Raw genomic sequence first — 19,500 nt, forward strand, 5'->3', positions numbered from 1 at the left:
ACAGCTCATTCATGCCTAGCAAACGTTTGCATGACGCCAAATCGACGAATTCAGGCAAGACGCCTGCGCGAGAGCCCCCATGGGGGCCCTCGTGGCATGGCTAATCGGTTATGGGTTCAGGCTGACGCCCGAGAACACGTTGCGACCGAAGGGGCTGACCTTGAACCCTTCGACTTTGGCACTCAGCGGCTGGTTGACCGTCGAGTGGGCAACAGGGGTGATCGGCACTTGCTGCTTGAGCAACTGCTGGGCCTGTTTGTAGAGCACGGTGCGCTGGTCACGGTCGGTGACGACCTTGGCCTGCTTGATCAACTTGTCGTAATCCTGGTCACACCACATGGAGTAGTTGTTGCCGCCAATGGCGTCGCAGCTGTACAGCGTGCCCAGCCAGTTGTCCGGGTCACCGTTGTCGCCGGTCCAGCCGATCAGGCTGACGTCGTGCTCGCCGTTCTTGGTGCGCTTGATGTACTCGCCCCATTCGTAGCTGACGATCTTCACCTTCAGGCCGATCTTCGCCCAGTCGGCCTGGAGCATCTCGGCCATCAGCTTGGCGTTGGGGTTGTAGGGGCGTTGCACGGGCATGGCCCAGAGGGTGATCTCGGTGCCTTCCTTGACCCCGGCGGCCTTGAGCAACTCCTTGGCTTTTTCCGGGTCGTAGGCGGCGTCCTTGATGGTGTCGTCGTAGGACCATTGGGTCGGCGGCATGGCGTTGACCGCCAGTTGCCCCGCACCCTGGTACACGGCATTGAGGATGCCTTGCTTGTTCACCGCCATGTCCAGTGCCCGCCGCACTTCGACCTGGTCGAACGGTTTGTGGCGGGTGTTGTAGGCGATATAGCCGAGGTTGAAGCCGGGCTTCTCGATCAGTTGCAGCTTGGGGTCGTTCTTCAGCGCCGGTACATCGGCCGGGCGCGGATGCAGGGTGACCTGGCACTCGTTGGCCTTGAGCTTCTGCACCCGCACCGAAGGGTCGGTGTTGATGGAGAAGATCAGGTTCTTCAACTTGACCCGCTCCGGCGCCCAGTATTGCGTGTTGGCGACGTAGCGGATGTTGGAATCTTTCTGGTAGCTCTTGAACTCGAACGGCCCGGTGCCGATCGGTTTCTGATTGATGTCGCTCGGCTTGCCGCTCTTGAGCAACTGGTCGGCGTACTCGGCCGACAGGATCGCGGCAAAACTCATGGCGATGTTCTGGATGAACGCGGCGTCCACGCTGTTGAGCGTCATGACCACGGTCAACGGCCCGGTTTTCTCGACCTTGGCGATGTTCTTGTTCAGGCTCATGCCGTTGAAGTACGGGAACTCGGTGGGGTAGGCCTTGCGGAACGGGTGCTGCGGGTCGAGCATGCGGTTGAAGGTAAACAACACGTCGTCGGCGTTGAAGTCCCGGGTCGGGGTGAAGTAGTCGGTGGTATGGAACTTCACGCCTTCGCGCAGGTGGAAGGTGTACGTCAGGCCGTCTTCGGAAATATCCCATCGGGTCGCAAGGCCCGGTACGACGTTGGTCGCGCCTTTTTCAAACTCGGCCAGGCGGTTGTACAACGGTTCGGCGGCATCGTTATCGGTGGCGGTGGTGTACTGCGCGGTGTCGAAACCGGCAGGGCTGCCTTCGGAACAGAACACCAGGCTGCCTTCGGCGGCCTGCGCCGCGGATGTCGCGGCCAGCAATGCGGATAAAACCAAGGTATGGCGCATGACGCTCCCTCTCTCGTTCGGGGTGTTTATCAGTGGACCGGTGTCCTTCCAGGGACGTAGCCGGAGCACTGAGCTCATTCCATTGCGATGCAATGCCGCAGGATCCGCAAGCCGACCAGCCCCGACGGTAGGAGTCGTGGACGTGTTGGTAAATGCGTAATGCCTGAAAGACTTGTGGGAAAAGGCGACACGTCCTAAACCATCTGCTGTGGTACGCAGTGCTTTTGGATGTAGGCGATTTCCCGGGTCTCGGCATAAAGCGGTGTGGCGTGGGCGCTGGCTCCGCTCGCAATGACGTTGCGGGTGCACCGCCATTGCGCTTTTAAAAAGGGGCCGTTACGCCCGAAGCGTCGGGCCGGCCCAGCGGGAGCAAGCTCCCTCGCCACAGATCGCTTTATTTGCTGACGCTGACGCCGTAGAAGGAATTCAAGCCAAAGGGGCTGATCTTGAAGTCCTGCACGTTGGCGCGCATGGGTTGATACACCGTCGAGTGAGCGATAGGTGTCATCGGCACGGCATCCTTGAGGACGTGTTGTGCCTGTTTGTACAGTTCGGTGCGCTTGGCCTGGTCGGTGGTGCGCTTGGCTTCCTTGACCAGACCGTCGAATTTCTTGTCGCACCATTTGGAGAAGTTGTTGCCGGCCAGCGAGTCGCAGCCGAACAGCACGTTGAGCCAGTTGTCCGGGTCACCGTTGTCACCGCTCCAGCCGATGATCATCGCCTGGTTCTCGCCGCCCTTGGAACGCTTGATGTACTCGCCCCATTCGTAGCTGACGATGTTGACGTTCAGGCCGATCTTCTTCCAGTCGGACTGCAGCATCTCGGCCATCAGCTTGGCGTTCGGGTTGTACGGACGCTGGACCGGCATCGCCCACAGGGTGATGTTGGTGCCTTCCTTGACGCCGGCTTCCTTGAGCAGCGCCTTGGCTTTCTCAGGGTCGTACTTGGCGTCCTTGATAGTGGTGTCGTAGGACCACTGGGTCGGTGGCATGGCGTTGACCGCCAGCTGGCCGGCGCCCTGGTAGACCGAGTCGATGATCTGTGGCTTGTTGACCGCCATGTCCAGTGCCTGGCGGACCTTCAGGTCAGCGAGCACGTTCGGCTCGTTGCTGCCCTTGATCTTGTCCATCACGTTATAGGCGATGTAGCCAAGGTTGAAGCCGGCCTGGTCGGGCATCTTCAGGGCCTTGTCGTCTTTCAGGGCCTTGAGGTCGGCAGGGCGTGGGAAGAGGGTGACCTGGCACTCGTTCTTCTTCAGCTTCTGGATACGCACCGATGGGTCGGTGGTGATGGCGAAGATCAGGTTGTCGATCTTCACATCTTCAGGCTTCCAGTAGTCCTTGTTGCCGGTGTAGCGGATGTTGGAGTCTTTCTGGTAGCTCTTGAACACGAACGGACCAGTGCCGACCGGTTTCTGGTTGATGTCGCTGGCCTTGCCTTCCTTGAGCAGCTGCGCGGCGTACTCGGCGGACTGGATCGAGGCGAAGCTCATGGCCATGTTCTGGATGAACGCGGCGTCGACATCCTTGAGGGTGAACTTGACGGTGTGGTCGTCGACTTTATCGATCTGGGTGATGTTGGTGTCCATCCCCATGTCGGTGAAGTACGGGAATTCGGTCGGGTACGCCTTACGGAACGGGTCGTCCTTGTTGATCATCCGGTTGAAGGTGAACAACACGTCGTCGGCGTTGAATTCGCGAGTCGGCTTGAAGTACGGGGTGGTATGGAACTTGACGCCTTCACGCAGGTGGAAGGTGTAGGTCAGGCCGTCTTCGGAAATATCCCACTTGGTCGCCAGGCCAGGAATCACGGCGGTGCCGCCGCGCTCGAACTGGGTCAGGCGGTTGAACATGGTTTCAGCAGAGGCGTCGAAGTCGGTTCCGGTGGTGTACTGACCAGGGTCAAAACCGGCTGGGCTCCCTTCGGAGCAGAACACCAGGTTAGTCGCGGCTTGGGCGAAGGGTGCGCTGGCTAATAGGCTTGCGCCGACTAAAAACGGAATGACCGCGTGTTTAAGCATGTTGGCCTCATGATTTGTTGTCATTTTTGGATTAGAGGGCGACCTCGTGAGTCGTCCTGCGGATACTTATGCAGGCCCCATACCCAATGCAAGATCCAGAGCGGTCGCAAGTCTGAAACAGTGGCACGAACGTACCTTAATGTCGCATTCGTGTAACTTCTGACGCAGTTGACCGTTTGCGGGCGTTTTTTTGGCGTCAAACGCGCCCCTCGCCGGTGCGTCGCGACGCCGTTTCGCACCGGTTTGGGGCGGGTATCACTTCGTCAAACCCACGCCGTAGAAGGGTGTAAGCCCAAATGGACTGAGTTTGAAATCCACCACTTTCCTGTTTATTGGCTGGAAGACCGTGGAGTTGGCGATGGGTGTGATCGGCACCTGTTGCTTGAGGATCTTCTGCGCCTGGCGGTACAGGTCGATGCGTTGCTGGCGGTCGGTGGAGACCTTGGCCTGCTGGATCAACCGGTCATAAGTGGGGTCGCACCACTTGGCGTAGTTGCTGCCCTTGACCGCCGCGCAGCTGTAGAGCACGCCCAGCCAGTTGTCCGGGTCGCCGTTGTCGCCGGTCCAGCCGTAGATCATTGCGTCATGTTCGCCATTTTTTGCACGCTTGATGTACTCGCCCCATTCGTAGCTGACGATGTTCGCCTTGATCCCGATCTTGGCCCAATCCTGCTGGATCATCTGTGCCGACATCCGTGCATTGGGGTTGGACGCGCGCTGCACCGTCATCGCCCACAAATTGATGGTAGTACCCGGCGCAACCCCGGCTTCCTTAAGGAGCGCCCGGGCTTTAGTCACGTCGTGGGGCGCATCCTGGATGCTCGGGTCGAACGACCATTGCGCCGGCGGCAGGGCGTTCTGCGCCAGTTGGCCGGCGCTCTGGTACACGGCCTTGATGATCGCCGGCTTGTCGATGGCCATGTCCAGGGCCTGGCGGACCTTGAGCTGGTCCAGGGGCGGGTGGGTCACGTTGTAGGCCAGGAAACCGAGGTTGAAACCCGGTTGCTTGAGCACCTGCAGGTTCGGGTCCTGCTCCATCACCTCGATGTCGGCCGGGCGTGGATAGCCGCTGACCTGGCACTCGTTCTTCTTGAGCTTCTGCAGGCGCACGGCGGCGTCGGGGGTGATCGAGAAGATCAGGTTGTCGAGCTTCACGTCCTCGGGCTTCCAGTACGCTGTATTGGCGGCGTAGCGGATCTGCGAATCCTTCTGGTAGCGCTTGAACACGAACGGGCCGGTGCCGACGGGCTTCTGGTTGAGGTCGCCGGCCTTGCCTTCCTTGAGCAACTGCGCGGCGTATTCGGCGGACTGCACGGAGGCGAAGCTCATCGCCAGGTTCTGTACGAAGGCGGCATCGACGTTGTTCAGGTTGAAGCGCACGGTGTGTTCGTCGACTTTCTCGACGCTTTTGATCGTGGTGTTCAGGCCCATGTCGGTGAAGTACGGCGACTCGGTGGGGTAGGCCTGGCGGAACGGGTGCTGGGGGTCGAGCAGGCGTTGGAAGGTGAACAGCACGTCGTCGGCGTTGAAGTCGCGGGTGGGGGTGAAATAGTCGGTGGTGTGGAATTTCACGCCGTTACGCAGGTGAAAGGTGTAGGCCAGGCCGTCGGTGGAGACGTCCCAGCTTGTCGCCAGCCCTGGCTCGACTTCGGTGCCGCCGCGCTTGAATTGGGTGAGGCGGTTGAAGACGGTTTCGGCCGAGGCATCGAAGTCGGTGCCGCTGGTGTATTGGCTGGGATCGAACCCGGCGGGACTGGCTTCGGAGCAGTAGACCAGGGTGGTGGCGGCCTGGGCCATGGGCGCGCCGCTGATCAGGGCGAGGGTGAGTAGAAGTGGTTTGAAGGTAGTCCGGTCCATGAAATCCCTTGGCGGTGATGACGATTTTCCGAAGGGTAGCGGTTGGGGCGGGGTGGGGGAAATAGCCAAAAGTGTGGGGGACTGGTGGGTTTGGGTATAGGCCCGGGATTTGGGCGGTGCTCCGCTTCTATTGTGGGAGCGAGCTTGCTCGCGATGGCGGCCTGGCAGTCGGCCGGGATTTTTGTGTACATATCCATTGCTGTGGTAACGGCGGCTTAGGGTTCCGCCCTGACGGCGGCTTACTTTTGATAGAGCGCAAAAGTAAGCAAAACGCTCTTGCCCCACCACTGGGCACCTCGCTTACGCTCGGTGTTCCCTCACTCCGGCATTGCTCCGTGGGCCCGCCGCGAAGGGTCATCCATGACCCAGCGCGGCTAACCCGGCATCCATGCCGGGTTGCCCACTACGCAATGCCTGCGTTCGGCCCTTGTGGTTAATGGGGCGTCCAGATCAAAAGCCAAAGCAAAAGCGAGGCGGCCTGACTTTTCCGGTTGTACCTGAATCCTGTGGGAGCGGGCTTGCTCGCGAAGACGGCCTGACAGCCGACCAATCCTCTGCGGTTGTAACCCGATCCATTGTGGGAGCGAGCTTGCTCGCGATGGCGGTCTGATTGAGTGCATGGGGATTTTTTAGCGGGCCGGATCCTAAAGGCCTTCTCCGCGAAGTGTCCGGTTCGGGTCTGCTTCGCAGCCTAGCGGGAGCAAGCTCCCTCGCCACGGGTTGAGGTGTGTCTGGGCGAGTAGGGATCACTCTGGGATGTCGGACGGATCGCCTGTCCTACAACGAAACGTCCCACGAGTTTTTAAGGTTGTCCGTCGGAAGTGGGGTCTCTAACCTTTTGCTTGTCGCTGCCTAATCAGCGACCGGGCGTGAGAAACCCGACTAATAGGCATACAGCGTTCAGACCTGCATATAATTGCCGCCAGCTTATCCGCTGCCGGTAGATGCGTTATGGCGGCTGTGTGCGGGCAGACCTCGGTCTGGCCGAGTACCTATTCTCGGATTTCTCACCCTGCACATAGCTGCCACCACTTTGCCGAGTGAGAAACGGCGAGTGATGGCCCTCATCACTAAATAGGTACGAGCACATGGATAAGTCAGTTCCCGACCCACCCCTCAATAAAACCACACCCCTTTGCGGCTTCGACGCCCTCGAAGACCTCCTCAAAGACCGCGCCGCCGCCGAGCGTGCACTGAACCATTACCTCAATCCAGAACCCTCAGGGGACGCCCCCTCCGACTCGCGCATCGACAGCCTGTTCTCGGTCACCGCCAAGGCCGACACCGATACGCTGCTGGCCAGCACCAGCGAAACGTTGGCCTCGGTCAAGGCCATGGCCGAGGACCTGGCCTTCGAAGTGGACGGCACGCGGCGCAGTGTGGCGTTGGGGATTCAGCAGTTGGTGGAGTTGTGCCAGTTGCTGGTGGACAAGGCGCTGGACCAGCTTGAGGCGCCGGCCCGGCCGGTCGAGGCGTAGCAAGGAAGTGTCACCTGATAAAGTGCGGGCACTATCCTGTGGCGAGGGGATTTATCCCCGCTGGGCTGCGCAGCAGCCCCCAACCTGATACCTCGGTGTGTCAGATTAATTGAGGTCGCTGCCTTTGGGTCTGCTACACAGCCCAGCGGGGATAAATCCCCTCGCCACAAAGTGTGTCACTGGGCTGGATATCTCTGTCAGTCCTGCATCACTGCATCAAAACCTCAATCGCCCCATCCGCCGTCATGCTCACCTGGCTGGTGCCCGCTTCCACCTCAGGCGTCACGGATTCCGCGTCCATGGAGGCGCCTTTCATCATCATCGGCGCGCGCAGGTAGGGTTGTGGATAACCGTTGCTGTTGAGGTTCAGGCTGACGATTTTGTAGCCCTTGCCGCCCAGGGCCTCGGTGGCCAGTTGGGCGCGGGCCTTGAAGGCGTTGACGGCGTCCTTGAGCAGGGCGTCTTCGCTGCTTTGGCGGGTGGCGGTGGAGATGGCGAAGTCCATGCCGCCCATCTTCATGTCGGTGAGCAACTCGCCGGTGAGTTTGGACAGGGCGGCGAAGTCGGCGCTTTCCAGGCGCAGTTCGGCGCGCTCACGCCAGCCGGTGATCTTCCCGCCCTTGTTGTCGTAGATCGGGTAGCTGTTGCGGCTGCCCTGGCGCAGGGTGATGTCCTTGACCTGTTTGGCCTGGCCGATGGCTTTGTTCAGCGTGGTGCTGACGGCGGCGGCGAGCTTGGCCGGGTCGGTGTTCTGTTCCTCGGTGTAGAGGGTGACGATCATCAGGTCGCGGGCCACTTCCTGGCTGGCTTCGGCGCGCAGCGAGATCTGGTTGTAGTGCAGCTCATCGGCGGCCAGGGCCGGCAGGCTGGCGACCGTGCCGAGGCTGAGGGCGAGCAGGGCGACGTGGCGACTGAACGTGTGCATGAAAGCTCCTTGGGATGATGCGCAGGGATGAGGTCCGGGCCTGCGTGAACGATAAGACTCTAGCTGCTGCGATCCGGTTCGCACAGTTACAACTTCTATACAGATGCATGAGGCCAATGAAGCACCCTTGTGGCGAGGGGATTTATCCCCGTTGGGTTGCGCAGCAACCCCAAGACCAGCAACTCGGTCCATCTGACATAGCGCAGGGGCCTGTTTTAGGTCTGCTTCGCAGCCCAGCGGGGATGCGTAGCACTCAGAGGCTGTGGCGCTTTGCCGCACACTTGTCTGCGCAACCCGTGCGTTGGTTATACTCCGTGCGATTCACCTGGAGCACTCATCAGGAGAGCTCATGCTCGCCCCTTTGCAACTGACTTCTGCCTCTCGCCAGAATCTCTGGCGCCTGACGTTCATCCGTATTCTGGTCCTGGCTGCCCAGGCCGGTTCGGTGGGGCTCGCCTACTGGTTCGACCTGCTGCCGTTGCCCTGGCTGCAACTGGCGATCACGCTGGTCTGCTCCTCGGTGCTGTGTGCGCTGACGGCGGTTCGCTTGCGTGCCTCGTGGCCGGTGACCGAGCTGGAATACGCCGTGCAACTGGCCGGCGACCTGTTCATCCACAGCGCGCTGTTGTACTTCTCCGGCGGCTCCACCAACCCTTTCGTGTCTTATTACCTGGTGCCGTTGACCATCGCCGCCGTGACGCTGCCATGGCGATTTTCGCTGATTCTTTCCGGCATCGCCCTGGCGTTGTACACCTTGCTGCTGGTGCGCTTCTATCCCCTGGAAACCTTCCCCATCGCCCGGGAAAACCTGCAGATCTATGGCATGTGGCTGAGCTTTGCCCTGGCCGCGGCGGTCATCACGTTTTTTGCCGCGCGCATGGCCGAGGAGTTGCGGCGCCAGGAAGAACTGCGGGCCATTCGTCGTGAAGAGGGCCTGCGGGACGAGCAGTTGCTGGCCGTGGCGACTCAGGCCGCTGGTGCCGCCCACGAGTTGGGCACGCCGTTGGCGACCATGAGCGTGCTGCTCAAGGAAATGCAGCAGGATCACCCTGATCCCGCACTGCAGGACGACCTCAGCGTCCTGCAGGACCAGGTCAAGCTCTGCAAGGAAACCCTGCAATACCTGGTGCGGGCCGCTGAGGCCAATCGTCGGTTGGCCATCGACATGCAGGATGTCACCGATTGGCTCGACGAAGCCTTGAACCGCTGGCACCTGATGCGCCCCGAAGCCAGTTATCGCTTCCAACGTCTGGGCCAGGGGCCAGTGCCGCGCATGGCGCCACCGCCGGATCTGACCCAGGCACTGCTGAACCTGTTGAACAACGCCGCCGATGCCTGCCCCGAAGGCATGGAAGTGACCCTGGACTGGAATGCCTTCGATTTGACCATCAGCATTCGAGACCACGGCGCGGGCGTGCCGCTGGCCATCGCCGAGCAGATCGGCAAACCGTTCTACACCACCAAGGGCAAAGGCCTGGGCCTGGGCCTGTTTTTGAGCAAAGCCAGCGTGACACGCGCCGGCGGCTCGGTGAAACTCTACCCCCATGAGAGCGGCGGCACGCTCACCGAGCTGCGCCTGCCCCATGCCGACCGAGGAGACGAAACATGAGTGACGAGATCCAAGTCGACGGCGAAGAGCTGCCGCACCTGTTGCTGGTCGATGACGACGCCACCTTCACCCGCGTCATGGCACGGGCCATGTCCCGCCGCGGCTTTCGCGTGAGCACGGCCGGTTCCGCCGAAGAAGGCCTGGCCCTCGCCCAGGCCGACTTGCCGGACTACGCCGCCCTCGACCTGAAGATGGACGGCGATTCGGGCCTGGTGCTGCTACCCAAGTTGCTGGAGCTGGACCCGGAGATGCGCGTGGTGATCCTCACCGGCTATTCGAGCATCGCCACCGCGGTCGAGGCCATCAAGCGCGGCGCCTGCAATTACCTGTGCAAGCCGGCGGACGCTGACGATGTGTTGGCGGCGCTGCTGTCCGAACATGCCGACCTCGACACCCTGGTACCGGAAAACCCCATGTCGGTCGATCGCCTGCAATGGGAGCACATCCAGCGGGTGCTGACCGAGCACGAAGGCAATATTTCCGCCACCGCCCGCGCCCTGGGCATGCACCGGCGGACCTTGCAGCGCAAATTGCAGAAGCGCCCCGTGCGTCGCTGAACCTGCGCTGAACAGATGGTGTCCACACCCTCGCGGTCAATCGGGCCGTTGCACTATGATCGGCCCGAGTCTGTTCTTTTTTCTATCGAGCCTTAACCATGAATCAGAACGCTGAATATTCCGCGGTCAATGACGCGGTGCGCGGGCAGTTTTTCCGCCGTGTCTGGCAAATGACCACGCCGTACTGGCGCAGTGAGGAGAAGGGCAAGGCCTGGACGTTATTGATTGCCGTCATCGCGCTGTCGCTGTTCAGCGTGGCGATTTCGGTGTGGATCAACAGTTGGTACAAGGATTTCTACAACGCCCTGCAAGAGAAGAACAGTGCGGCGTTCTGGCAATTGATCCTGTACTTCTGCGGCATCGCGGCGGTGGCGATCCTCGGGGCGGTGTACCGCTTGTACCTCACGCAGATGCTCACCATCCGCTGGCGGGCCTGGCTCACCGAGCAGCATTTCGCCCGCTGGCTCAGCCACAAGAATTACTACCGCCTGGAGCAGGGCGGCTATACCGACAACCCCGACCAGCGGATTTCCGAAGACCTCAACAGCTTCACCACCAATACCCTGGGCCTGGGGTTGGGGCTGCTGCGTACCGTGGTCAGCCTGGTGTCGTTCTCGATCATCCTGTGGGGCGTGTCGGGCAGCATCGAAGTGTTCGGCTACACCATCCCCGGCTATATGTTCTGGGCCGCGCTGATCTATGCCGCGGTGGGCAGTTGGCTGACGCACCTGATCGGTCGCCGGCTGATCGGCCTGAACAACAACCAGCAACGCTTCGAAGCCGACCTGCGTTTTTCCATGGTGCGGGTGCGCGAGAACGCCGAGAGCATTGCGTTGTACAACGGCGAGCCGAATGAGAATCGTCGCTTGAGCGGACGTTTCGGGCTGGTCTGGCACAACTTCTGGGACATCATGCGGGTGTCCAAGCGCTTGACCTTCTTCACCTCCGGCTACGGCCAGATCGCGATCATCTTCCCGTTCATCGTCGCGGCACCGCGCTATTTCGCCGGCAAGATCCAGCTGGGCGAGCTCATGCAGATCAACTCGGCCTTCGGCAGCGTGCAGGAGAATTTCAGCTGGTTCATCAGTGCCTACGCCGACCTCGCCGCGTGGCGCGCCACCTGCGATCGTCTGCTGAGTTTCCGCCAGGCCATGAGCGACAACGAGGAACGCGTACCGGCTATCGATGTGCAGAGCCAGGGCAACGTGCTGAAAGTGCACAACCTGGGACTGGACCTGGCTGACGGTCGGCATCTGCTCAGCAACGCCGACATGACGGTGGCGCCGGGTGAGCGGGTGATGCTCAGCGGTCGTTCGGGCAGTGGCAAATCCACCTTGTTCCGCGCGATGGGGCATCTGTGGCCGGCCGGGCATGGCAACATTCTGCTGCCTTCGGCGCGCTACCTGTTCCTGCCGCAAAAGCCTTACCTGCCCATTGGCAGCCTGCGTGAGGTCTTGAGTTATCCACAGGCCGGCGACGTCTACCCCGACGAACGTTATGCACAGGTGCTGGAAACCTGCCGTTTGCCGCACCTGATCGCGCGCCTGGACGAAAGCGATCACTGGCAACGCATGCTGTCCCCGGGCGAGCAGCAACGCCTGGCCTTCGCCCGTGCATTGCTGTACGCACCGCAATGGCTGTACATGGACGAAGCGACGTCGGCGATGGATGAAGAGGACGAGGCAACGCTGTACCAGGCGTTGATCGACCAGTTACCAGGGCTGAGCATCGTCAGCGTCGGGCATCGAAGCAGTTTGAAACGTTTCCATCCGCGACATGTGCGTATTGAAAATGGCCAACTGATGGAGCGCACTGTCGTCACTTGATGTCAGTGCCGAACACTGTTGTGGCGAGGGGATTTATCCCCGTTGGGCTGCGCAGCAGACCTGTAGCCTGCCACCGCGGTGTGTCAGACAATTGGAACGGGGGGCGCTTCGCGCCCCAGCGGGGATAAATCCCCTCGCCACAACGGTGCATGGCGGCATTCTTTGAGGAGGCTGCCAGGGAACACGGTGATCGTACAACCACGTTGCGCTATCATGATGCGCATTCAGCCGCTTGCCGAGACATGAGCCCCATGGAAAACCCGATCGACATACCCCGCCTTCCCCGCAAGCGCCGCAGCCTGGCGCAGGAGCTGGTGACGGTGCTGACCGAGCAGATTCGCGACGGTCTGCTCAAGCGTGGCGATAAATTGCCCACCGAGTCGGCGATCATGGAAGCCCATGGTGTCAGCCGCACCGTGGTGCGCGAGGCGATTTCCCGGTTGCAGGCCGCCGGCCAGGTGGAAACCCGCCATGGCATCGGCACCTTCGTGCTGGATACGCCGAGCCCGAGCGGCTTTCGTATCGACCCGGCCACGGTGGTCACCTTGCGTGACGTGCTGGCGGTCCTGGAATTGCGCATCAGCCTGGAGGTGGAATCCGCCGGCCTGGCCGCGCAACGCCGCAGCGCCGAGCAACTGGCGACCATGCGCGCCGCCCTCGACGCGTTGAAGGAAAGCGCGGCTCATGCCAGCGACGCGGTGGCCTCGGACTTCGCCTTCCACCTGGAAATCGCCCTGTCCACCGGCAACCGCTACTTCACCGACATCATGACCCACCTGGGCACCAGCATCATCCCGCGCACCCGGCTGAACTCGGCGCGCCTGGCCCACGACGACCAGCAACACTACATGGACCGCCTGAGCCGCGAGCACGAGGAAATCTACGAAGCCATCGCCCGCCAGGACTCCGACGCCGCCCGCGCCGCCATGCGCCTGCACCTGACCAACAGCCGTGAGCGCCTGCGCCAAGCCCATGAAGAGGCGCAAGCCCAGGGCTAGAAGGGCAGGGCTCCCCGGGGCCGAAAGTATCCCCATCCCCCAGACAACCCAAATTCCCGTGGCGAGGGAGCTTGCTCCCGCTTGGGGCGCAGCCCCACCGAGCGGGTCTGCTGCGCAGTCCAGCGGGAGCGAGCTCCCTCGCCACAGGGGACGGTGGTGATTTGGATGTTGGTTTTATGCCTTGAATCGCACGTTCAGTGGCTTGGACGTATCGGCCCCGCCACTCTCGTAGGTAAACGTGTAGTGCAGTTCAACCAATCGGCCGCTGAATGCCTTCAGTGTGTCGCCGGGCACCGTCAGGGTTACGCCCTTGCGCAGTTCCGCCACCTCGAAGTCATCCGGGTGCGTTTCGGGCGTCTTGTTGACCATCATGGGTTCGAGATTGCCCGTCCATTCCGGCGGCTTGGAGGCCGCACCCAGGGTCAGGTGTACGGACGAGTAGGGTGAGATATCCGAGTCCGGGATCTGCACGGTCAGTGCCTTGCCCGCCTTCGACAGGCTCACCGTCGCCTCCCCACTGGCCGGGGCGGCTGGAAAATCCTTGAGCGTGGGTTTCTCGAATGTCGTCGTCATGGTGTCGCTCCCGGTGAGGTCGGCCGTGACCATCGCGCACGGGCGGCTCACGGCAATAAAGCCATTGTGAAACCTACAGGAAGGAGCCAGGACTGCGGGTTGCGAATGGCCGTTCGGCAGGGTCCTTCGAGATGTCAGGGCGTTCGTGGGTATGGCACGGCCACCTGCCGGTTATGCCTGCTTCCCAAAAGGCCGCCTACTGGCAGAGTCGACAGTGCTGACGAACGGTCCATCAGGCCTTTTTTACCCTTCGATGACGAAATGCAGTTGACGCAAGTTATTTAAGTTGTACGATGACCTACAACTTCTGGCCGAAGCTTAACTCTCTCATACATACATTGCGTCCCAGGGTGTTCGAATAATGAATCCACAAGAACTGAAGTCCATCCTCTCGTCTGGCCTGCTGTCTTTCCCGGTCACCGATTTCACTGCCCAAGGCGATTTCAATCGCGACAGCTACATCAAGCGCCTCGAGTGGCTGGCCCCGTACGGCGCCTCTGCCTTGTTCGCAGCCGGTGGCACCGGTGAATTCTTCTCCCTGGCCGCCAGCGAGTATTCGCAAGTCATCAAGACCGCCGTCGATACCTGCGCGACCAGCGTGCCAATCCTGGCCGGTGTCGGCGGTGCCACCCGCCAGGCCATCGAATACGCTCAAGAAGCCGAGCGTCTGGGTGCCAAGGGCCTGTTGCTGCTGCCGCACTACCTGACCGAAGCCAGCCAGGACGGCGTTGCCGCCCACGTTGAAGCCGTGTGCAAATCGGTGAAGATCGGCGTGGTGGTCTACAACCGTAACGTCTGCCGCTTGAACGCCAACCAGCTGGAACAACTGGCCGAGCGTTGCCCGAACCTGATCGGCTACAAGGACGGCCTGGGCGACATCGAACTGATGGTGTCGATCCGTCGTCGCCTCGGCGATCGCTTCAGCTACCTGGGCGGCCTGCCGACCGCAGAAGTCTACGCCGCGGCCTACAAGGCCCTGGGCGTGCCGGTCTACTCCTCGGCGGTGTTCAACTTCATCCCGAAAACCGCGATGGACTTCTACCACGCCATTGCCCGCGACGATCACGACACCGTTGGCAAGATCATCGATGACTTCTTCCTGCCATACCTGGACATCCGCAACCGCAAGGCCGGTTATGCCGTGAGCATCGTCAAGGCCGGCGCGAAGATCGTTGGCTATGACGCCGGTCCTGTGCGCACGCCGCTGACCGACCTGCTGCCGGAAGAATACGAAGCCCTGGCCGCGCTGATCGACAAGCAAGGCAAGCAGTAACAGACCCGACAAAGCCGCTGAGCAATCAGCGGCTTTTTGCGTAAGGCTTTTTGTGAGGAGAGCATCCGTGACTGATGCAAAGCGTTTCGATAACTACATCAACGGTCAGTGGGTAGCCGGTGCCGACTATTGCACCAACATCAACCCGTCCGATTTGTCCGATGTCATCGGTGAATACGCCAAGGCTGACGCAGCGCAAGTCAACGCCGCCATCGAAGCGGCCCGCGCCGCCTTTCCGACCTGGTCGACCTCGGGCATTCAGGCGCGTCACGATGCGCTGGACAAAGTCGGCAGCGAGATCCTCGCCCGCCGCGAAGAGCTCGGCCAACTGCTGGCTCGCGAAGAGGGCAAGACCCTGCCCGAAGCCATCGGCGAAGTGACCCGCGCCGGCAACATTTTCAAATTCTTCGCCGGTGAATGCCTGCGCCTGTCCGGCGACTACGTGCCGTCGGTGCGCCCGGGCGTCAACGTCGAAGTGACCCGCGAAGCCCTGGGTGTGGTCGGCCTGATCACCCCGTGGAACTTCCCGATCGCCATCCCGGCGTGGAAAATCGCCCCGGCCCTGGCCTACGGCAACTGCGTGGTGATCAAGCCCGCCGAACTGGTACCGGGTTGCGCCTGGGCCCTGGCGGAAATCATTTCCCGCGCCGGTTTCCCGGCCGGCGTGTTCAACCTGGTGATGGGCAGCGGCCGCGTCGTCGGTGAAGTGCTGGTCAACAGCCCGAAAGTCGATGGCATCAGCTTCACCGGCTCCGTGGGCGTGGGGCGGCAGATCGCCGTCAACTGCGTGTCGCGCCAGGCCAAGGTGCAGTTGGAAATGGGCGGCAAGAACCCGCAGATCATCCTCGACGACGCCGACCTCAAGCAGGCCGTCGAGCTGGCGGTGCAGAGCGCGTTCTACTCCACCGGCCAGCGTTGCACGGCTTCCAGCCGCCTGATCGTCACCGCCGGTATCCACGACAAGTTCGTCGCGGCGATGGCCGAGCGCATGCAGTCGATCAAGGTCGGCCATGCGTTGAAGGCCGGCACCGACATCGGCCCGGTGGTTTCCCAAGCTCAACTCGACCAGGACTTGAAGTACATCGACATCGGCCAGAGCGAAGGTGCGCGGCTGGTCAGCGGTGGCGGCCTGGTGACGTGCGACACCGAAGGCTACTTCCTGGCGCCGACCTTGTTCAGCGACAGCGAGGCGTCGATGCGCATTAGCCGCGAAGAGATCTTCGGCCCGGTGGCCAACGTCGTGCGCGTGGCGGACTACGAGGCGGCGCTGGCGATGGCCAACGACACCGAGTTCGGCCTGTCGGCCGGTATCGCCACCACGTCGCTGAAGTATGCCAACCACTTCAAGCGCCATTCCCAGGCGGGCATGGTGATGGTCAACCTGCCGACCGCCGGCGTGGATTACCACGTGCCGTTCGGCGGGCGTAAGGGTTCGTCCTATGGTTCGCGTGAGCAAGGTCGCTACGCGCAAGAGTTCTACACAGTGGTGAAGACCTCTTACATCGGATCGTAACTGCAACACCGGCCGGGCTGGTGATCCAGCCTGGCCGTACAATCTGCTGACCCGCATAAAAATAAATAGTGGGAGTACTTTTTCATGCAAGCGACCAAGCCGACACACGTCCGCTATTTGATCCTGCTCATGCTGTTTGTGGTGACAACGATCAACTACGCCGACCGTGCCACCATCGCCATCGCAGGCTCCAGCCTGCAAAAAGACCTCGGCATCGATGCCGTCACCCTCGGTTACATCTTCTCCGCCTTCGGCTGGGCCTACGTGGCCGGGCAGATTCCCGGCGGCTGGCTGCTCGACCGGTTCGGGTCGAAAAAAATCTACGCCCTGAGTATTTTCACCTGGTCGTTGTTCACCGTGCTGCAAGGCTATGTGGGTGAATTCGGCATGTCCACGGCCGTGGTTGCCCTGTTCATGCTGCGCTTTCTGGTGGGGCTGGCCGAAGCGCCGTCCTTCCCGGGCAACGCCCGCATCGTCGCCGCCTGGTTCCCCACCGCAGAACGCGGCACCGCCTCGGCGATCTTCAACTCGGCGCAGTACTTCGCCACCGTGTTGTTCGCTCCGCTGATGGGTTGGATCGTCTACCGCTTCGGCTGGCAGCACGTGTTCATCGTGATGGGCATCATCGGCATCGTGTTCTCGCTGATCTGGCTGAAGGTGATCTACAGCCCGCGCCAGCACCCGATGATCAACGAAGCCGAGTTCAATCACATCGCCGCCAACGGCGCGATGGTCGACATGGACCAGGACAAGGGCAAGAAAGCCAAGGGTGACGGTCCGAAGTGGGACTACATCCGCCAACTGCTCACCAACCGCATGATGCTCGGCGTGTACCTGGGCCAATACTGCATCAACGGCATCACCTACTTCTTCCTGACCTGGTTCCCGGTGTACCTGGTGCAGGAACGTGGCATGACCATCCTCAAGGCCGGTTTCATCGCGTCCTTGCCGGCAATCTGTGGTTTCATCGGCGGCGTGCTGGGCGGGGTGATCTCCGACTACCTGCTGCGCAAGGGCCACTCGCTGACCTTCGCCCGCAAGGCGCCGATCATCGCCGGCCTGCTGGTGTCCAGCAGCATCGTGGCCTGTAACTACGTCGAGATCGAATGGATGGTGGTGGGCTTCATGGCCCTGGCATTCTTCGGTAAAGGCGTGGGCGCACTGGGCTGGGCCGTGGTGTCCGACACCTCGCCGAAACAGATCGCCGGCCTCAGTGGTGGCTTGTTCAACACCTTCGGCAACCTGGCTTCGATCACCACGCCAATCGTCATCGGCTACATCATCAGTGCCACCGGTTCGTTCAAGTGGGCGCTGGTATTCGTCGGTTGCAATGCCCTGGTGGCGGTGTTCAGCTACCTGGTCATCGTCGGGCCGATCAAGCGCGTCGTACTCAAGGAACCTACGGCCAAGGATGCCGACGTCTCCAGTCTGTCCGAAGCTAAATCCTGAAGGAGCGGCGTCAATGCAATTGATTGAACATGCCGATTCGCCACGTTACATCCGCCTGCATGAGCGGGACAACGTCGTGATCGTCGTCAATGACCAGGGCGTACCGGCCGGGACCGAATTCCCGGACGGCCTGGTCACCGTGGACTTCGTGCCGCAGAGCCACAAGGTCACCCTGCAGGACATCCCTGAGGGTGGCGAGGTGATTCGCTACGGCCAGGTCATCGGCTACGCGCTGCAACCGATCCCCCGTGGCAGCTGGGTCAAGGAAGACCAGCTGCGCATGCCCACCGCGCCGCCGCTGGACAGCCTGCCGCTGTCCACCGACGTGCCGGCGGCCGATGCACCGCTCGAGGGCTATACCTTCGAAGGCTATCGCAACGCCGACGGTACCGTGGGCACGCGCAACATCCTGGGCATCACCACCACGGTGCAGTGCGTGACCGGGGTGCTGGACCACGCGGTCAAGCGCATCAAGGACGAGTTGCTGCCCAAGTACCCGAACGTCGACGACGTGGTGGCGCTGACCCACAGCTACGGCTGCGGCGTGGCAATCACCGCCACCGACGCGTACATCCCGATCCGCACCGTGCGTAACCTGGCGCGCAACCCGAACCTGGGGGGCGAGGCGTTGGTCATCAGCCTGGGCTGCGAGAAATTGCAGGCCGGGCAGGTGATGCACGACAACGACAGCTCGGTGGACCTCAGCGAGCCGTGGTTGTATCGCTTGCAGGACGCCAGCCACGGCTTCACGGAAATGATCGAGCAGATCATGGACCTGGCCGAAACCCGCCTGAAGAAGCTCGACCAGCGCCGTCGCGAAACCGTGCCGGCGTCGGAGTTGATCCTGGGCATGCAGTGCGGTGGCAGCGATGCGTTTTCCGGCATCACCGCCAACCCGGCCCTGGGCTATGCCTCGGACCTGTTGCTGCGCGCCGGGGCGACGGTGATGTTTTCCGAAGTCACCGAAGTGCGCGATGCGATCTACCTGCTGACCTCCCGGGCGCAAACCCGGGAAGTCGCCCAGGAACTGGTGCGGGAAATGGACTGGTACGACCGTTACCTGGCCAAGGGCGAGGCGGACCGCAGCGCCAACACCACGCCGGGCAACAAGAAGGGCGGGTTGTCGAACATTGTCGAAAAATCCCTGGGCTCGATCGTCAAGTCCGGCAGCAGCGCGATCAACGGCGTGCTCGGCCCGGGCGAGCGGTTCAAGCAAAAAGGCCTGATCTTCTGCGCCACACCGGCCAGTGACTTTGTCTGCGGTACGCTGCAACTGGCGGCGGGGATGAACCTGCACGTGTTCACCACCGGCCGTGGCACCCCGTACGGCCTGGCAATGGCGCCGGTGGTGAAGGTCTCGACCCGCACCGAGCTGGCCCAGCGCTGGCCGGACCTGATCGACATCGACGCCGGGCGCATCGCCACCGGTCGTGCCTCGATCGAGGAGCTGGGTTGGGAGCTGTTCCACTACTACCTGGACGTGGCCAGCGGCAAGAAAAAGACCTGGGCAGAACAGCACAAACTGTTCAACGACATCACCCTGTTCAACCCTGCGCCGATTACCTGAGCCGGCGTTCATCATGTAGGGGCGGGCTTGCCCGCGAAGACGGCAGTACATGCGACATGGTGTCGACTGAACTAACGCTTTCGCGAGCAAGCTCGCTCCCACAGGGTTTTGGTGGCGGACACAAACGCTGTGACCATCCACGATCGAGTGTGGGAGCGAG

General features: G+C 61.7%; 14 protein-coding genes. 9 read left to right on the plus strand and 5 right to left on the minus strand.

Features of this window, described 5'->3' with window-relative positions:
* Positions 1 to 108: 108 nt before the first annotated feature.
* The 3 genes from KI241_RS04075 to KI241_RS04085 form a co-directional block, all read right to left on the minus strand.
* Entirely contained in the window at positions 109 to 1,695 is a 1,587-nt protein-coding gene (locus KI241_RS04075) for an ABC transporter substrate-binding protein (RefSeq protein WP_053145583.1), read from the minus strand.
* 394 nt (positions 1,696 to 2,089) lie between these two features.
* Positions 2,090 to 3,715: an ABC transporter substrate-binding protein gene (locus tag KI241_RS04080; RefSeq protein WP_042732602.1), complete on the minus strand. Its 1,626-nt coding sequence runs from the start codon at positions 3,713 to 3,715 to the stop codon at positions 2,090 to 2,092.
* A 255-nt stretch (positions 3,716 to 3,970) separates the two neighbouring features.
* Complete coding sequence (locus KI241_RS04085) at positions 3,971 to 5,572, minus strand: ABC transporter substrate-binding protein (protein ID WP_123578236.1); 1,602 nt, start codon at positions 5,570 to 5,572, stop codon at positions 3,971 to 3,973.
* 1,088 nt (positions 5,573 to 6,660) lie between these two features.
* Here KI241_RS04085 and KI241_RS04090 point away from each other — a divergent pair.
* The gene (locus tag KI241_RS04090; protein ID WP_047738311.1) at positions 6,661 to 7,050 is read left to right on the plus strand and encodes a DUF6124 family protein; all 390 of its coding nucleotides are present in this window, start codon (positions 6,661 to 6,663) and stop codon (positions 7,048 to 7,050) included.
* A gap of 208 nt (positions 7,051 to 7,258) precedes the next feature.
* On the opposite strand, the gene KI241_RS04095 is transcribed toward KI241_RS04090, so the two are convergent.
* A complete protein-coding gene (locus tag KI241_RS04095; protein WP_042732382.1) occupies positions 7,259 to 7,975 on the minus strand; it encodes an SIMPL domain-containing protein in 717 nt (238 codons plus the stop codon).
* Positions 7,976 to 8,324: 349 nt separating this feature from the next.
* On the opposite strand from KI241_RS04095, the gene KI241_RS04100 reads away from it, so the two are divergent.
* The 4 genes from KI241_RS04100 to KI241_RS04115 all read left to right on the plus strand — a co-directional run bounded on the left by KI241_RS04100 (position 8,325) and on the right by KI241_RS04115 (position 12,965).
* Positions 8,325 to 9,584: an ATP-binding protein gene (locus tag KI241_RS04100; RefSeq protein ID WP_042732381.1), complete on the plus strand. Its 1,260-nt coding sequence runs from the start codon at positions 8,325 to 8,327 to the stop codon at positions 9,582 to 9,584.
* Entirely contained in the window at positions 9,581 to 10,141 is a 561-nt protein-coding gene (locus KI241_RS04105) for a response regulator transcription factor (protein ID WP_042732380.1), read from the plus strand. Before KI241_RS04100 ends, KI241_RS04105 begins: the two co-directional genes overlap by 4 nt.
* A 98-nt stretch (positions 10,142 to 10,239) precedes the next feature.
* The gene (locus KI241_RS04110; RefSeq protein ID WP_042732379.1) at positions 10,240 to 11,967 is read left to right on the plus strand and encodes an ABC transporter ATP-binding protein/permease; all 1,728 of its coding nucleotides are present in this window, start codon (positions 10,240 to 10,242) and stop codon (positions 11,965 to 11,967) included.
* 251 nt (positions 11,968 to 12,218) lie between these two features.
* Positions 12,219 to 12,965, plus strand: coding sequence for a FadR/GntR family transcriptional regulator (locus tag KI241_RS04115; RefSeq protein ID WP_172679703.1), 747 nt, complete (start codon positions 12,219 to 12,221; stop codon positions 12,963 to 12,965).
* Between the two features lie 174 nt (positions 12,966 to 13,139).
* On the opposite strand, the gene KI241_RS04120 is transcribed toward KI241_RS04115, so the two are convergent.
* Entirely contained in the window at positions 13,140 to 13,538 is a 399-nt protein-coding gene (locus KI241_RS04120) for a hypothetical protein (protein WP_212803416.1), read from the minus strand.
* Between the two features lie 361 nt (positions 13,539 to 13,899).
* Here KI241_RS04120 and kdgD point away from each other — a divergent pair, with 361 nt between their 5' ends.
* From kdgD to garD, 4 genes are all read left to right on the plus strand, one after another.
* A complete protein-coding gene (gene kdgD / locus KI241_RS04125; protein ID WP_042731719.1) occupies positions 13,900 to 14,811 on the plus strand; it encodes a 5-dehydro-4-deoxyglucarate dehydratase in 912 nt (303 codons plus the stop codon).
* A gap of 67 nt (positions 14,812 to 14,878) precedes the next feature.
* Complete coding sequence (locus tag KI241_RS04130; protein ID WP_042731718.1) at positions 14,879 to 16,324, plus strand: aldehyde dehydrogenase family protein; 1,446 nt, start codon at positions 14,879 to 14,881, stop codon at positions 16,322 to 16,324.
* Between the two features lie 84 nt (positions 16,325 to 16,408).
* Positions 16,409 to 17,773, plus strand: a complete 1,365-nt coding sequence (locus tag KI241_RS04135; RefSeq protein WP_042731717.1) for an MFS transporter — start codon at positions 16,409 to 16,411, stop codon at positions 17,771 to 17,773.
* A 13-nt stretch (positions 17,774 to 17,786) separates the two neighbouring features.
* Positions 17,787 to 19,340: a galactarate dehydratase gene (garD, locus tag KI241_RS04140; RefSeq protein ID WP_042731716.1), complete on the plus strand. Its 1,554-nt coding sequence runs from the start codon at positions 17,787 to 17,789 to the stop codon at positions 19,338 to 19,340.
* The last annotated feature ends 160 nt before the right edge of the window (positions 19,341 to 19,500 follow it).

This window comes from Pseudomonas sp. Cab53, from assembly GCF_018325965.1.
GTDB lineage: Bacteria > Pseudomonadota > Gammaproteobacteria > Pseudomonadales > Pseudomonadaceae > Aquipseudomonas > Aquipseudomonas chlororaphis_E.